The organism is Escherichia sp. 93.1518, from assembly GCF_013368915.2.
Taxonomy (GTDB): Bacteria; Pseudomonadota; Gammaproteobacteria; order Enterobacterales; family Enterobacteriaceae; genus Escherichia; species Escherichia ruysiae.
Window position 1 is genome coordinate 1 of the sequence record NZ_JABWMT020000018.1, and the last position, 14,595, is coordinate 14,595.

General features: G+C 52.3%; 15 protein-coding genes and 2 tRNA genes. 8 read left to right on the forward strand and 9 right to left on the reverse strand.

The window, feature by feature from the left end:
• Positions 1-118 precede the first annotated feature (118 nt).
• The 7 genes from HEN21_RS14220 to pncC all read right to left on the reverse strand — a co-directional run bounded on the left by HEN21_RS14220 (position 119) and on the right by pncC (position 6,164).
• Positions 119-195 (reverse strand) — tRNA-Arg (locus HEN21_RS14220).
• 3 nt (positions 196-198) lie between these two features.
• Positions 199-291 (reverse strand) — tRNA-Ser (locus HEN21_RS14225).
• 314 nt (positions 292-605) lie between these two features.
• The gene (gene csrA, locus HEN21_RS14230; RefSeq protein WP_000906486.1) at positions 606-791 is read right to left on the reverse strand and encodes a carbon storage regulator CsrA; all 186 of its coding nucleotides are present in this window, start codon (positions 789-791) and stop codon (positions 606-608) included.
• A 234-nt stretch (positions 792-1,025) separates the two neighbouring features.
• Positions 1,026-3,656 (reverse strand): alanine--tRNA ligase, encoded by a 2,631-nt coding sequence (gene alaS, locus HEN21_RS14235; RefSeq protein ID WP_000047207.1) that lies wholly within the window; start codon positions 3,654-3,656, stop codon positions 1,026-1,028.
• A 128-nt stretch (positions 3,657-3,784) separates the two neighbouring features.
• On the reverse strand, positions 3,785-4,285 hold the full coding sequence (gene recX / locus HEN21_RS14240) for a recombination regulator RecX (RefSeq protein WP_176252417.1): 501 nt from the start codon (positions 4,283-4,285) through the stop codon (positions 3,785-3,787).
• A 240-nt stretch (positions 4,286-4,525) separates the two neighbouring features.
• Entirely contained in the window at positions 4,526-5,587 is a 1,062-nt protein-coding gene (gene recA / locus HEN21_RS14245; RefSeq protein ID WP_000963153.1) for a recombinase RecA, read from the reverse strand.
• A gap of 79 nt (positions 5,588-5,666) precedes the next feature.
• Positions 5,667-6,164 (reverse strand): nicotinamide-nucleotide amidase, encoded by a 498-nt coding sequence (pncC, locus tag HEN21_RS14250; RefSeq protein WP_032226044.1) that lies wholly within the window; start codon positions 6,162-6,164, stop codon positions 5,667-5,669.
• A gap of 181 nt (positions 6,165-6,345) precedes the next feature.
• On the opposite strand from pncC, the gene HEN21_RS14255 reads away from it, so the two are divergent.
• Complete coding sequence (locus HEN21_RS14255; RefSeq protein WP_176252418.1) at positions 6,346-6,594, forward strand: hypothetical protein; 249 nt, start codon at positions 6,346-6,348, stop codon at positions 6,592-6,594.
• 38 nt (positions 6,595-6,632) lie between these two features.
• Here the strand turns inward: HEN21_RS14255 and mltB are convergent, their stop codons facing one another.
• On the reverse strand, positions 6,633-7,718 hold the full coding sequence (gene mltB, locus HEN21_RS14260) for a lytic murein transglycosylase B (protein ID WP_012311623.1): 1,086 nt from the start codon (positions 7,716-7,718) through the stop codon (positions 6,633-6,635).
• A 255-nt stretch (positions 7,719-7,973) separates the two neighbouring features.
• Between mltB and srlA the strand changes: the two genes are divergently transcribed.
• The 7 genes from srlA (at position 7,974) to gutQ (ending at position 12,934) form a co-directional block, all read left to right on the forward strand.
• A complete protein-coding gene (srlA, locus tag HEN21_RS14265; protein WP_000573315.1) occupies positions 7,974-8,537 on the forward strand; it encodes a PTS glucitol/sorbitol transporter subunit IIC in 564 nt (187 codons plus the stop codon).
• Positions 8,534-9,493: a PTS glucitol/sorbitol transporter subunit IIB gene (gene srlE / locus HEN21_RS14270; protein ID WP_000196923.1), complete on the forward strand. Its 960-nt coding sequence runs from the start codon at positions 8,534-8,536 to the stop codon at positions 9,491-9,493. Before srlA ends, srlE begins: the two co-directional genes overlap by 4 nt.
• Positions 9,494-9,503: 10 nt before the next feature.
• Positions 9,504-9,875, forward strand: coding sequence for a PTS glucitol/sorbitol transporter subunit IIA (srlB, locus tag HEN21_RS14275; protein ID WP_000216197.1), 372 nt, complete (start codon positions 9,504-9,506; stop codon positions 9,873-9,875).
• Positions 9,876-9,878: 3 nt separating this feature from the next.
• The gene (gene srlD, locus HEN21_RS14280; protein ID WP_001077345.1) at positions 9,879-10,658 is read left to right on the forward strand and encodes a sorbitol-6-phosphate dehydrogenase; all 780 of its coding nucleotides are present in this window, start codon (positions 9,879-9,881) and stop codon (positions 10,656-10,658) included.
• 118 nt (positions 10,659-10,776) lie between these two features.
• Positions 10,777-11,136, forward strand: a complete 360-nt coding sequence (gene gutM / locus HEN21_RS14285) for a transcriptional regulator GutM (RefSeq protein WP_176252419.1) — start codon at positions 10,777-10,779, stop codon at positions 11,134-11,136.
• A 66-nt stretch (positions 11,137-11,202) separates the two neighbouring features.
• The gene (srlR, locus tag HEN21_RS14290; RefSeq protein WP_000804550.1) at positions 11,203-11,976 is read left to right on the forward strand and encodes a glucitol operon DNA-binding transcriptional repressor SrlR; all 774 of its coding nucleotides are present in this window, start codon (positions 11,203-11,205) and stop codon (positions 11,974-11,976) included.
• Complete coding sequence (gene gutQ, locus HEN21_RS14295) at positions 11,969-12,934, forward strand: arabinose-5-phosphate isomerase GutQ (protein WP_176252420.1); 966 nt, start codon at positions 11,969-11,971, stop codon at positions 12,932-12,934. Before srlR ends, gutQ begins: the two co-directional genes overlap by 8 nt.
• Here gutQ and norR read toward each other — a convergent pair.
• A complete protein-coding gene (gene norR / locus HEN21_RS14300; protein WP_176252421.1) occupies positions 12,931-14,445 on the reverse strand; it encodes a nitric oxide reductase transcriptional regulator NorR in 1,515 nt (504 codons plus the stop codon). The two genes, gutQ and norR, sit on opposite strands and share 4 nt — an antisense overlap.
• Positions 14,446-14,595 lie beyond the last annotated feature (150 nt).

Below are 14,595 nucleotides of genomic sequence, written 5' to 3' on the forward strand. Positions count from 1 at the left end.
CCTCCGACCGCTCGGTTCGTAGCCGAGTACTCTATCCAGCTGAGCTACGGATGCATCGGGAAACTTACTTTACTGCAGATTTTTTGATATCGCTACTAAAGCTATATCAAGTAAGAGATGGTGCATCCGGGAGGATTCGAACCTCCGACCGCTCGGTTCGTAGCCGAGTACTCTATCCAGCTGAGCTACGGATGCAAATGGCGGTGAGGCGGGGATTCGAACCCCGGATGCAGCTTTTGACCGCATACTCCCTTAGCAGGGGAGCGCCTTCAGCCTCTCGGCCACCTCACCACACGCCTCTTACGAGTGCTTCGAAGAACTTGTTTATCGCTCATCGTCGCTGCGTGGCGCACATATTACTTTCTGAGACTTATAAGTCAAACAATTTTTCCCACACTTTTATCGTTTGCACACTTCACGCTCAATTAGACTGTAAAAACGTCAAAGAGAGTATTTTATCAACAGAAAAATGGCCTATGACAGGTAGGCGTGATGCAGAAAAATTGATGTTAACGTTGAATGAACGGGAGTAACGCGAAAAGAAAATGAAGTGAAGGAGAGATTTTGAGGGTGCGTCTCACCGTTAAAGATGAGACGCGGAAAGATTAGTAACTGGACTGCTGGGATTTTTCAGCCTGGATACGCTGGTAGATCTCTTCACGGTGAACAGAAACTTCCTTCGGGGCATTTACGCCAATACGTACCTGGTTGCCCTTTACCCCTAAAACTGTCACGGTGACCTCATCCCCAATCATGAGGGTCTCACCAACTCGACGAGTCAGAATCAGCATTCTTTGCTCCTTGAAAGATTAAAAGAGTCGGGTCTCTCTGTATCCCGGCATTATCCATCATATAACGCCAAAAAGTAAGCAATGACAAACACATTACATGTAAGCAGTCATGGCATTACATTCTGTTAAACCTAAGTTTAGCCGATATACACAACTTCAACCTGACTTTATCGTTGTCGATAGCGTTGATGCGAATGCCGTGGAGCAAGTCCACGGCATTGCCTGACGCTAATATTATTGCAATTTCGCGCTGACCCAGCCTTTCACACTGGCTAACGCTGCAGGTAAGGCCGCAGCATCCGTACCACCGGCTTGCGCCATGTCAGGACGTCCACCACCCTTGCCGCCCACCTGCTGAGCGACCATACCAATCAGTTCCCCTGCTTTCACACGATCTGTGACGTCCTTAGATACGCCTGCAATCAGAGAAACCTTACCTTCGGCTACCGTTGCCAGCACGATAATTGTCGACCCCAGCTGATTTTTTAAATCGTCAACCATGGTACGCAACATCTTCGGCTCAACACCGTTAAGCTCGCTAACCAACAGCTTAACACCATTAACATCAATTGCCTTACTGGAAAGATTTGCACTCTCCTGCGCGGCAGCCTGTTCTTTAAGCTGTTGTAGCTCTTTTTCCAACTGACGCGTACGTTCCAGTACTGAACGAACTTTATCAGCCAGATTATTGCTATCGCCTTTCAGCAGATGCGCAACTTCGCTTAAGCGATCGCTGTCTGCATGAACGGTGGCAATAGCACCTTCTCCGGTTACAGCTTCGATACGACGAACGCCCGCAGCAGTACCCGATTCAGAGATAATACGGAACAGACCGATATCACCGGTGCGGCTGGCGTGAGTACCGCCACACAGCTCTGTGGAGAAATCGCCCATGCTCAGTACACGTACACGTTCATCATACTTCTCGCCAAATAGCGCCATCGCGCCTTTCGCTTTCGCAGCCTCGAGATCCATGATGTTGGTTTCAATCGGCAAGTTACGACGAATTTGTGCGTTCACCAGATCCTCAACGGCACGAATTTCCTCTGGTTTCATCGCTTCATTATGTGAGAAGTCGAAACGCAGCACTTTGTCGTTAACCAGAGAACCTTTCTGCGATACATGAGTACCCAGAATCTGGCGCAGCGCAGCATGCATCAAGTGCGTTGCGGAGTGATTCAGACGAATACGAGCACGGCGCGCTTCATCAACATCGGCCTGCACCGCGTCGCCCACTTTCAGAGAACCCGCAGCAAGTTTACCGATGTGGCCAATCGCCTGGCCGTATTTCTGCGTATCTTCTACCGCAAAGGAGAAGTTTGCGCCTTTCAGTTCGCCTTTATCGCCAACCTGACCGCCAGATTCTGCATAGAATGGCGTTTGATCCAGCACGACTACCGCTTCCTGGCCTGCATTGATGGCATCAACCGCTTTACCATCAACAAACAGCGCGGTCACTTTGCCGTTCAGTTCCAGATGGTCATAGCCTTTAAATTCAGATGCACTGTCAACACGGATCATTGCGTTATAATCGGCACCAAAGCCGCTGGCTTCGCGCGCACGACGACGCTGCTCTTCCATTGCTGCTTCAAAGCCAGCTTCGTCAACTTTGATGTTGCGCTCACGACAAACGTCAGCCGTCAGGTCAACCGGGAAGCCGTAAGTGTCGTACAAACGGAAAGCAGTTTCGCCATCCAGCGTATCGCCAGAAAGTTTCGCCAGCTCTTCATCCAGCAGCGCCAGACCGCGCTCCAGAGTACGCGCAAACTGCTCTTCTTCAGTTTTCAGCACCTGCTCAACCTGAGCCTGTTGGCGTTTCAGGTCTTCACCCGCAGAGCCCATGACCTCGATCAGTGGCCCCACCAGCTTGTAGAAGAAGGTTTCTTTCGCGCCCAGCATATTGCCGTGACGCACCGCGCGACGAATGATACGACGCAGTACATAACCACGGTTTTCGTTGGACGGCATTACGCCATCCGCTATCAGGAACGCACAAGAACGAATGTGGTCAGCGATTACGCGCAGCGATTTATTGCTTAGATCGGTCGCGCCAGTGACTTTTGCTACCGCCTGGATCAGCGTGCGGAACAGGTCGATGTCATAGTTAGAGTTAACGTGTTGCAGCACCGCAGCAATACGCTCCAGACCCATACCGGTATCTACAGACGGCTTCGGCAGCGGTTCCATCGTGCCATCAGCCTGACGGTTGAACTGCATGAAGACGATGTTCCAGATCTCAATATAGCGGTCGCCGTCTTCTTCCGGGCTTCCCGGAGGGCCACCCCAGATGTGGTCACCATGATCGTAGAAAATTTCAGTACACGGGCCGCACGGACCAGTGTCACCCATCTGCCAAAAGTTGTCAGACGCGTATGGCGCACCTTTGTTATCACCGATGCGAATAATACGTTCGCGCGGGATACCAACTTCTTTTTCCCAGATTTCGTAGGCTTCGTCGTCGCTTTCATAGACGGTAACCCACAGACGCTCTTTCGGCAGAGCAAACCATTTTTCGCTGGTCAGTAATTCCCATGCAAACTGAATGGCATCGTGTTTGAAATAGTCGCCGAAGCTGAAGTTGCCCAGCATCTCGAAGAAGGTATGGTGACGCGCGGTGTAACCGACGTTTTCCAGGTCGTTGTGTTTACCCCCCGCACGCACGCAGCGTTGGGAGGTGGTAGCGCGGGAATAATTACGCTTGTCGAGCCCAAGGAACACATCCTTGAACTGGTTCATCCCGGCGTTGGTAAACAACAAAGTTGGGTCGTTATGGGGAACCAGGGAGCTGCTGGCAACTACCTGATGTCCCTTACTATGGAAAAAGTCGAGAAACGCCTGACGGATCTCAGCGGTGCTCTTGCTCATAATTATCCTGAAATCAAGCTAACGAAATATCGCCACCAGCAGCAGCAAGTTAATAACCGCTGGGCTGGTAACTGAAAAGTGGGAATAAGATAAGTTTTCTTGACTGGGAAGTAAAATACCGTATGCGTTCAGTCGGCAAAATTTCGCCAAATCTCCTGGATATCTTCCATCAGATAGCCACGATAGAGCAGAAAACGCTGGATCTTAACTTTTTCTGAAAAGACTGTTGGCAGTGGTTCGCCATATTTTCGCGTAGCCTGATCGCGCGCCAGTTCGCACCAGTCGATGTCACATTCACGCATCGCTTTTTCTGTGGCCTCTCGGGAGATACCTTTCTGGTTCAGTTCCTGACGAATACGCGCTGGTCCATAACCTTTACGGCTACGGCTGGCGATAAAGCGCCCAACAAATCGGCTGTCATCGAGATAGCCATGTTCATGGCACCAGGCAATAACACGTTCATAATCCTCTGCCGTGGCATCAATCTCTTCCGGGCCATTTTTGCCCATAATCGGTGCTGCGAGTTTACGTCGCAATTCTTGCTCGCTGTGATCGCGTACCGCCAGAATGCGTACCGCACGATCCAACAGGCGAGCATATGCCGGACGACGGGATGTTGATTCTGTCATGGCATATCCTTAAAACTTAAAAAGCAAAAGGGTCGCAAATGCGACCCAGGTTTTGCTGACAAACAGGTTTAATAGTCAATGAGTGGCAGGATTTCCCCGCAGGCCCTGCCACTCAGAGGATCGAGGTGAGAGTAATTTTTCATGCCAGTGCTGGCCTGTTCCCCTCCCCCTAACCCTCTCCCCAAAGGGGCGAGGGGCCCGTCCGTGCAAACATTATCTATTATCATCAATAAATAACGATTAAAAATCTTCGTTAGTTTCTGCTACGCCTTCGCTGTCATCTACAGAGAAATCCGGCGTTGAGTTCGGGTTGCTCAGCAGCAGCTCACGCACTTTCTTCTCGATCTCTTTCGCGGTTTCCGGGTTGTCTTTCAGCCATGCAGTTGCATTCGCTTTACCCTGGCCGATTTTCTCGCCTTTGTAGCTGTACCATGCACCCGCTTTCTCGATCAGCTTCTCTTTCACGCCCAGATCAACCAGCTCGCCGTAGAAGTTAATACCTTCGCCGTAGAGGATCTGGAATTCAGCCTGTTTAAATGGCGCAGCGATTTTGTTCTTCACCACTTTCACGCGGGTTTCGCTACCCACCACGTTTTCGCCCTCTTTCACCGCGCCGATACGACGGATATCAAGACGAACAGAGGCGTAGAATTTCAGCGCGTTACCACCGGTTGTGGTTTCCGGGTTACCGAACATCACACCAATTTTCATACGGATCTGGTTGATGAAGATCAGCAGCGTGTTGGACTGTTTCAGGTTACCCGCCAGCTTACGCATCGCCTGGCTCATCATACGTGCCGCAAGGCCCATATGAGAGTCGCCGATTTCGCCTTCGATTTCCGCTTTCGGCGTCAGTGCCGCCACGGAGTCAACGACGATAACGTCTACGGCGCCAGAACGCGCCAGGGCGTCACAGATTTCCAGTGCCTGCTCGCCGGTGTCCGGCTGAGAGCACAACAGGTTATCGATATCGACACCCAGTTTACGTGCGTAGACCGGGTCCAGCGCGTGTTCAGCATCGATAAACGCACAGGTTTTACCTTCGCGCTGCGCAGCGGCAATAACCTGCAGCGTCAGTGTCGTTTTACCGGAAGATTCCGGTCCGTAGATTTCGACGATACGCCCCATCGGCAGACCGCCTGCCCCGAGCGCGATATCCAGTGAAAGCGAACCGGTAGAGATGGTTTCCACATCCATAGAACGGTCTTCACCCAGGCGCATGATGGAGCCTTTACCAAATTGTTTCTCAATCTGGCCCAGTGCTGCCGCCAACGCTTTCTGTTTGTTTTCGTCGATAGCCATTTTTACTCCTGTCATGCCGGGTATTACCGGATAGTCAATATATTCTGTTGAAGCAATTATACTGTATGCTCATACAGTATCAAGTATTTTGTAGAAATTGTTGCCACAGCGTCTGCAATGCATACGCCGTCGCCTGACGACGCACGGCTTCGCGGTCGCCACTGAAGCATTCCCGGCGGGTAATACCTTCGCCGCTGGCTGAGGCAAAAGCAAACCAGACGGTGCCAACTGGCTTCTCTTCGCTGCCGCCATCCGGCCCGGCGATACCGCTGATAGAAACGGCATAATCGGCACGAGCCGCTTTCAGGGCGCCAATCGCCATTTCCACCACGACGGGTTCACTCACCGCGCCATGCAGCGCCAGCGTCTCTTCTCGCACGCCGATCATCTGCGCTTTGGCTTCGTTACTGTAGGTGACAAATCCGCGTTCAAACCAGGCGGAACTACCGGCAATATCGGTAATCACTTTCGCTACCCAGCCGCCGGTACAAGACTCAGCGGTTGTTACGATTGCGCCACGGGCTTTCAGCGCCTGCCCTACCTGCTCGCTTAATTGCATCAGTTCACTGTCAGTCATCACAACCTCTGTCAGTCAAATATTTATGCCGGACAAGATAGCACTTTCCCGTAAAAGATGGGGACGAGCGATTCATTTTACGAGTCGCATTCCGAAATAAGACTGTTACGACCAACCAGTAAAGAAAAAAGACTACCATGCCGCGTTCGCATTGATATGTATTCACAGGGAGAGAAAAGTAATGGCAACAAAGAAAACGGATAACCCCCCACAAAACGTACTCAAACAGACCACGCAAATGCGTATGTGGGTCACCATTGGCGGCGTCAGCGCCCTGGTTGCAGTGGTATGTAAGATTTTATCTTCCGGCTATCTTGAACCTTTCGATTTTGGTCAGGCTGCGTTAGGCGTTGTCTGCCTGGGATATACAGTGTCGCTGTCTAAGAAAATCAAACAATTACGTCAGCAATCTCTTTCGAATAAACAGTAAGATAGCAGAGGGAGGTTTAACCTCCCTCTTGCAAATAATTACTGTACGCGCGCCAGCGCCACGGCTTGTCCTAACTGCCAGACCGCCATTGCGTAGTGAGTGCTGTGGTTGTAACGGGTAATAGTGTAGAAGTTCGGCAAACCGTACCAGTACTGATACCCCGTCCCGACATCCAGACGCAGCAAGCTGGCCTGCTGATGATTGCCCAGTGGCTGCTGTGGCGTCAGCCCTGCCGCTGCAAGTTGTGAAATGCTGTACTTGGTTTTGAAGCCATTTGGCAACCCCGGAGCCTGACCATTTGCCATTACAGCGACCTGATCGCCTTTCACCCAGCCATGCGCTTTGAAATAGTTCGCCACGCTGCCAATGGCATCAACCGGATCCCACAGGTTGATATGCCCGTCGCCGCTGAAATCCACTGCGTATTGTTTGTAAGACGACGGCATAAACTGACCGTAGCCCATTGCACCGGCAAAGGAACCTTTCAGATTGAGCGGATCGTCCTGCTCATCGCGCGCCATTAGCAGGAAGGTTTCCAGTTCACCAGAGAAATACTCCGCGCGGCGCGGGTAGTTAAATGACAGCGTCGCCAACGCATCGAGGATGCGAGTTTTACCCATCACGCGTCCCCAGCGGGTTTCAACGCCGATAATCCCGACGATAATTTCCGGCGGTACGCCATACACCTGCCACGCGCGATTCAGCGCATCTTCATACTGGTTCCAGAAAACCACGCCGTTCTGCACGTTATCCGGAGTAATAAATTTTTTGCGATAACGCAGCCATGCGCCGTTCGGGCCAGATGGCGGCTTCACCGATGTGGTTGGTGCCTGGTTATCCATCAGCCGCAGTACCGAATCCAGACGTTTCGCCTGGGAGAGGATTTCCTGCAACTGCTGACGATTGAAGCCGTGTTTGTTCACCATTTTGTCGATGAACTGCTGCGCATTCGGATTGTTAGCGAAGTCACCGCCCATCTGCATCACATTGTGCTGCGGCTCAAGCAGGAAGCCGCCGGACGGCGTTCCGGTGGTCGTTTCAGTCTCAGTAGGTTTTGGCTTGCTGCTACAGGCGGCAAGCAACACAAAAAGGGGAAGCAATGTTACATAACGACGCTTGAACATGAGGAGTCCATTTAACAGATTCAACCAGGGGCAAGTATGGTAAAGCATCCCGCCCCGCACAAGGAAGCGGTAGTCACTGCCCAATACGGACTTTACATAACACAAATCACCTTCCTCACCATCCTTTCAACCAAACTTTCAAATTAAAATATTTATCTTTCATTTTGCGATCAAAATAACACTTTTAAATCTTTCAATCTGATTAGATTGTGTTGCCGTTTGGTAATAAAACAATAAATTTCAAAGGAGAGAACAATGATAGAAACCATTACTCATGGCGCAGAGTGGTTCATCGGGCTGTTCCAGAAAGGTGGAGAGGTGTTTACCGGGATGGTGACCGGCATTCTTCCGCTGTTGATAAGCCTGCTGGTAATCATGAACGCGCTGATTAATTTTATCGGGCAGCACCGCATTGAACGATTTGCTCAACGTTGCGCCGGCAATCCTGTTTCCCGTTACCTGCTATTACCGTGTATTGGCACGTTTGTTTTTTGTAACCCAATGACCTTAAGCCTGGGCCGTTTTATGCCGGAAAAGTTCAAACCCAGCTATTACGCGGCGGCTTCTTATAGCTGCCACTCAATGAACGGTCTCTTCCCTCATATCAACCCCGGCGAACTGTTTGTTTATCTGGGAATTGCCAGCGGTCTGACGACGCTGAATCTGCCACTTGGCCCACTGGCAGTGAGCTACCTGCTGGTTGGTCTGGTTACGAACTTCTTCCGTGGCTGGGTGACCGACCTGACCACCGCCATTTTCGAGAGAAAGATGGGCATTCAACTTGAACAGAAAGTTCACCTGGCTGGAGCAACATCATGACGCGTATTCAGATCGAAAAAGGCACTGGTGGCTGGGGTGGCCCGCTTGAACTGGAAGCCACGCCAGGTAAAAAAATCGTCTATATCACCGCCGGAACCCGGCCAGCAATTGTCGACAAACTGGCACAGCTTACTGGCTGGCAGGCTATCGACGGCTTTAAAGAAGGTGAACCAGCGGAAGCGGAAATCGGCGTTGCAGTAATCGACTGCGGCGGCACACTGCGCTGCGGCATCTATCCAAAACGGCGTATTCCCACCATTAATATCCACTCGACGGGCAAGTCCGGTCCGCTGGCGCAGTACATCGTGGAAGATATTTATGTCTCTGGCGTGAAAGAAGAAAATATTACTGTGGTCGGCGCTGAAACTCCGCAACCCTCTTCCGTAGGCCGTGACTACGATGCCAGCAAGAAAATCACCGAACAAAGCGATGGTTTACTGGCGAAGGTGGGAATGGGCATGGGGTCTGCCGTTGCCGTGCTGTTTCAGTCCGGGCGCGACACTATCGACACCGTATTAAAAACCATTCTGCCGTTTATGGCGTTCGTCTCGGCGCTCATCGGCATCATTATGGCCTCCGGCCTTGGAGACTGGATTGCCCACGGTCTTGCTCCGCTGGCGAGCCATCCACTGGGGCTGGTAATGCTGGCGCTCATCTGCTCCTTCCCGCTGCTTTCACCTTTCCTCGGCCCAGGCGCCGTTATTGCGCAGGTTATCGGCGTATTGATTGGTGTGCAGATTGGTCTCGGCAATATTCCGCCGCATCTGGCTTTACCGGCGCTGTTTGCCATCAACGCGCAGGCGGCCTGCGACTTTATCCCGGTCGGTTTATCGCTGGCGGAAGCCCGTCAGGACACGGTTCGCGTCGGGGTTCCTTCTGTACTGGTGAGCCGCTTTTTGACCGGCGCACCAACTGTACTGATCGCCTGGTTTGTCTCCGGTTTTATCTATCAATAGAGGCTGAAACATGACCGTTATTTATCAGACCACCATCACCCGTATCGGCGCGAGCGCCACTGACGCCTTCAGCGACCAGATGCTCATCACCTTTCGTGAAGGCGCACCTGCGGATCTCGAAGAGTATTGCTTCATCCATTGCCACGGCGAATTGAAAGGAGAACTCCATCCCGGTTTGCAATTTTCTCTCGGGCAGCATCGCTATCCGGTGACCGCCGTTGGCAGCGTGGCGGAGAACAATCTTCGCGAACTGGGTCATGTCACCCTGCGCTTCGATGGTTTAAGCGAAGCGGAATTTCCGGGCACTGTCCATGTGGCAGGCCCTGTACCCGACGATATCGCGCCGGGATCGGTTTTGAAGTTTGAATCTGTTAAGGAGTAAAAAATGAATCAGGTTGCCGTTGTCATCGGTGGTGGGCAAACTCTGGGCGCGTTCCTGTGCCATGGTCTGGCTGCCGAGGGGTATCGTGTGGCAGTTGTCGATATTCAGAGCGACAAAGCCGCAAATGTGGCGCAAGAAATTAACGCCGAATATGGTGAGGGAACGGCGTACGGTTTTGGTGCTGACGCCACCAGCGAGCAGAGCGTTCTGGCGCTCTCTCGTGGGATAGATGAAATCTTTGGTCGCGTCGATTTACTGGTCTACAGCGCCGGAATTGCAAAAGCAGCGTTTATCAGCGATTTCCAGCTCGGCGATTTTGACCGTTCGCTACAGGTGAATCTGGTGGGCTATTTCCTGTGCGCGCGTGAATTTTCGCGTTTGATGATCCGCGACGGCATTCAGGGACGCATTATTCAGATCAACTCGAAATCCGGCAAGGTGGGCAGTAAACATAACTCTGGCTACAGCGCCGCGAAATTTGGTGGCGTAGGGCTGACTCAATCACTGGCGCTGGATCTGGCAGAGTACGGCATTACGGTGCATTCGCTGATGCTCGGTAACCTGCTGAAATCGCCGATGTTCCAGTCACTGTTGCCGCAATACGCCACCAAGCTGGGTATCAAACCGGACGAAGTCGAGCACTATTACATCGATAAAGTACCGCTCAAACGCGGCTGCGATTATCAGGATGTGCTGAATATGCTGCTGTTCTACGCCAGTCCCAAAGCGTCGTACTGCACCGGACAGTCAATCAATGTCACCGGTGGTCAGGTGATGTTCTGATCAACAGCGGAGATCCTTTTAGGATTTCAGACTGATGACAATGTTCAAAAAGGGTTCGGACGATCCCCTCGCCTCTTTGGGGTGAGGGGGAAAACCGTACCCACATTAAGGAAAAGTTATGGTATCAGCTCTCATCACCGTCGCCGTTATCGCCTGGTGTGCGCAACTGGCCTTAGGCAGCTGGCAAATTTCTCGTTTTAATCGAGCCTTCGACGCGCTCTGCCAGCAAGGGCGCGTCGGTGTAGGCCGTTCCAGTGGGCGCTTTAAGCCACGGGTCGTGGTCGCCATCGCCCTGGACGATCAGCAGCGCGTCACCGACACCTTGTTTATGAAAGGACTGACCGTTTTCGCCCGACCACAAAAAATTCCCGCAATTAAGGGTATGTATTCTGGTGATTTAAAGCCCGATGTGATCTTTCCCCATGATCCACTATCACAGAATGCTCTATCATTGGCGCTTAAACTGAAACGTAGATAATTTCGTTGTGAATGTTACTAGCTTGCGAAGTTATCATTTTGAAACCTAAATCAGGTAATCACGCCCATGAAACCTCGTCAGCGTCAGGCCGCCATTCTGGAGTATCTGCAAAAGCAGGGGAAATGCTCGGTTGAAGAATTGGCGCAATACTTTGACACCACAGGCACCACCATTCGCAAAGATCTGGTCATTCTGGAACATGCCGGAACCGTCATTCGTACTTATGGCGGAGTGGTGTTGAATAAAGAGGAATCCGATCCGCCTATCGATCATAAAACGCTCATCAACACCCACAAGAAAGAGCTGATTGCAGAAGCTGCCGTTAGTTTTATTCATGATGGCGACTCAATAATTCTTGATGCTGGCAGTACCGTTTTGCAGATGGTCCCCCTGCTCTCGCGCTTTAATAACATCACAGTGATGACCAACAGCCTGCATATCGTCAATGCGCTATCCGAACTGGATAACGAACAAACCATCCTGATGCCAGGCGGAACATTTCGCAAAAAATCGGCCTCATTTCACGGGCAACTGGCAGAGAATGCCTTCGAGCATTTCACCTTCGATAAATTATTTATGGGCACCGATGGCATCGATCTGAATGCGGGCGTGACCACGTTCAACGAGGTCTATACCGTCAGTAAGGCGATGTGTAATGCCGCGCGCGAAGTGATTTTGATGGCTGACTCATCAAAGTTTGGCCGTAAAAGCCCCAACGTGGTTTGCAGTCTTGAAAGCGTCGATAAACTGATTACCGACGCAGGTATCGATCCGGCGTTTCGTCAGGCGCTGGAAGAGAAAGGGATCGACGTGATCATAACCGGAGAGAGCAATGAGTGAAGCACTACTGAACGCGGGACGTCAGACATTAACGCTGGAGTTGCAGGAAGCAAGCCGTTTACCGGAACGTCTGGGCGATGATTTTGTTCGCGCCGCCAATATCATCCTGCACTGCGAAGGCAAAGTGGTGGTTTCGGGAATTGGCAAATCGGGCCACATTGGTAAGAAAATCGCCGCAACGCTTGCCAGTACCGGCACACCGGCTTTTTTTGTCCATCCCGCAGAAGCACTGCACGGCGATCTGGGGATGATTGAAAGCCGCGATGTGATGCTGTTTATCTCTTACTCCGGTGGCGCGAAGGAACTGGATCTGATTATTCCGCGTCTGGAAGACAAATCTATCGCCCTGCTGGCGATGACTGGCAAACCGACATCACCGCTGGGTCTGGCGGCGAAAGCGGTGCTGGATATTTCCGTAGAACGCGAAGCCTGCCCGATGCACCTTGCGCCGACCTCCAGCACCGTCAATACCCTGATGATGGGCGATGCGCTGGCGATGGCGGTCATGCAGGCGCGCGGATTTAATGAAGAAGATTTTGCCCGCTCCCACCCAGCTGGGGCACTGGGCGCTCGCTTGCTGAATAAAGTGCATCATCTGATGCGCCGTGATGATGCCATCCCGCAGGTAGCGTTAACCGCCAGCGTGATGGACGCGATGCTGGAACTCAGCCGCACCGGTCTGGGGCTGGTGGCAGTATGTGACGCTCAACAACAGGTACAAGGCGTCTTTACTGACGGCGATTTACGTCGCTGGCTGGTTGGCGGCGGCGCACTCACCACGCCGGTGAATGAAGCGATGACGGTCGGCGGCACCACATTACAGGCACAAAGTCGCGCCATCGACGCCAAAGAAATCCTGATGAAGCGCAAAATCACCGCCGCACCGGTGGTGGATGAAAACGGCAAACTCACCGGCGCGATTAACCTGCAGGATTTCTATCAGGCCGGGATTATTTAATCCTTCAACCCCAGACGTTTCGCCAGCCGATGCAGGTTGGCGACGTCGGTTTCCAGCATCCGTGCGCTGGCGGCCCAGTTGTGATGATTTTGTGCCAGCGCCTGGCGAATGGTTTCATGCTGGAACGCTTCTGTCGCTTCACGCAGATTTTGCTTAACAACGGGCACCGCCGCCGCTTCTGGCGTCGGCAACGTCACCTCAGGAAAAGCAAAATGTTGCGCCTCAAGAATCACTTCATCGCCGCTGCGGGTGGCTCTCGACAGTACTACCGCCCGATGAATAGCATGTTCCAGTTCGCGCACGTTTCCCGGAAAACTGTAGTGTTGCAGTAAATTTCGCGCTCCGGAACTTAACACTACGCGGGAGAGCCCCAGCCGCAAACGGCACTGCTCACAGAAATACCCCGCCAGAAGAGTGACGTCATCGCCCCGCTCACGCAGCGGCGGCACCGAAAGCGGAAACACGCTCAGGCGATGGAACAAATCGGCGCGGAATCGCCCTGCCAGCACCTCTTCGCGTAAGTCGCGGTTAGTCGCCGCCAGTACGCGCACATCGACCCGCAAACTGCGGTCATCGCCAACGCGCTGAATATCGCCATACTGCAACACCCGCAGCAGCTTGGCCTGCAATGCCAACGACAACTCGCCGATCTCATCGAGAAACAGCGTGCCGTTATCCGCCATTTCAAACTTCCCGCTGCGGTTACTGATAGCGCCAGTAAACGCTCCTTTCACATGCCCGAACAATTCACTTTCCGCCACACTTTCCGGCAGTGCGGCACAGTTGAGATAGACCAGCGGATTCACCGCACGTGGCGAGGCTTCATGAATCGCTTTCGCCACCAGCTCCTTACCGGTTCCCGTCTCACCGCTGATCAGGACGTTGAGATCGGAGGCCGCCACAATCTCAATCTCTTTTTTCAGTTGCGTCATGCCTGGGGACAAGCCAATCATCTGCATCTGTTTCACCGCTTCAAACGGCGCGGCATCGCCCGGCAGCATATTCTGGCTTTCCAGTTGTTCAATCAGTAACGCATTGCTTAACGCCCCCGCCGCCAGCGCGGCAATCAGCCGTAACTCTTCATCGCTGAAAACATCGAACTGATCGGGCTGCATCCCGTCGAGCGTCAGTGCGCCGATCAGGTTTTGTCCGGCAAACAACGGCAGGCCAACGCAGGCGTGAACCTTCAGACTCTCCTGACCAGGAATCAAACCGTCATAGGGATCGGGCAATTCGCTGTCTGCGGGAAAACGCACCACATCACCCGCGCGGGCAATCGCTTCCAGCCGTGGATGCCCTTCCAGCGCAAAACGCCTGCCGAGTACATCCTTCGCCAGCCCGTCGATGGCAAGCGGAATAAACTGCCGCGAGTCGTAACGTAGCAACGCAGACGCATCGCACTCCAGCACCTGACGCAGCGTGGTGATCAGGCGCTGAAAACGATCCTGATGACCAATCCCACGCTGCAATTCGATGGCGATATTCGCCAGCACATCAACGGAAAAACTCATCTTTGCCTCACTGTCAATTTGACTATAGATATTGTCATATCGACCATTTTATTGATAGTCATTTTGACTACTCACTAATGAGCACAAATAAATTTATATAGTAAAAACAATAAGATAAAAAACTGGCACGCAATCTGCAATTAACAAAAC

Bases quoted from the DNA above. Each gene is read 5' to 3' on its own strand.
- csrA (WP_000906486.1), bottom strand. From the start codon at position 791: ATGCTGATTCTGACTCGTCGAGTTGGTGAGACCCTCATGATTGGGGAT.
- alaS (WP_000047207.1), bottom strand. From the start codon at position 3,656: ATGAGCAAGAGCACCGCTGAGATCCGTCAGGCGTTTCTCGACTTTTTC.
- recX (WP_176252417.1), bottom strand. From the start codon at position 4,285: ATGACAGAATCAACATCCCGTCGTCCGGCATATGCTCGCCTGTTGGAT.
- recA (WP_000963153.1), bottom strand. From the start codon at position 5,587: ATGGCTATCGACGAAAACAAACAGAAAGCGTTGGCGGCAGCACTGGGC.
- pncC (WP_032226044.1), bottom strand. From the start codon at position 6,164: ATGACTGACAGTGAACTGATGCAATTAAGCGAGCAGGTAGGGCAGGCG.
- HEN21_RS14255 (WP_176252418.1), top strand. From the start codon at position 6,346: ATGGCAACAAAGAAAACGGATAACCCCCCACAAAACGTACTCAAACAG.
- mltB (WP_012311623.1), bottom strand. From the start codon at position 7,718: ATGTTCAAGCGTCGTTATGTAACATTGCTTCCCCTTTTTGTGTTGCTT.
- srlA (WP_000573315.1), top strand. From the start codon at position 7,974: ATGATAGAAACCATTACTCATGGCGCAGAGTGGTTCATCGGGCTGTTC.
- srlE (WP_000196923.1), top strand. From the start codon at position 8,534: ATGACGCGTATTCAGATCGAAAAAGGCACTGGTGGCTGGGGTGGCCCG.
- srlB (WP_000216197.1), top strand. From the start codon at position 9,504: ATGACCGTTATTTATCAGACCACCATCACCCGTATCGGCGCGAGCGCC.
- srlD (WP_001077345.1), top strand. From the start codon at position 9,879: ATGAATCAGGTTGCCGTTGTCATCGGTGGTGGGCAAACTCTGGGCGCG.
- gutM (WP_176252419.1), top strand. From the start codon at position 10,777: ATGGTATCAGCTCTCATCACCGTCGCCGTTATCGCCTGGTGTGCGCAA.
- srlR (WP_000804550.1), top strand. From the start codon at position 11,203: ATGAAACCTCGTCAGCGTCAGGCCGCCATTCTGGAGTATCTGCAAAAG.
- gutQ (WP_176252420.1), top strand. From the start codon at position 11,969: ATGAGTGAAGCACTACTGAACGCGGGACGTCAGACATTAACGCTGGAG.
- norR (WP_176252421.1), bottom strand. From the start codon at position 14,445: ATGAGTTTTTCCGTTGATGTGCTGGCGAATATCGCCATCGAATTGCAG.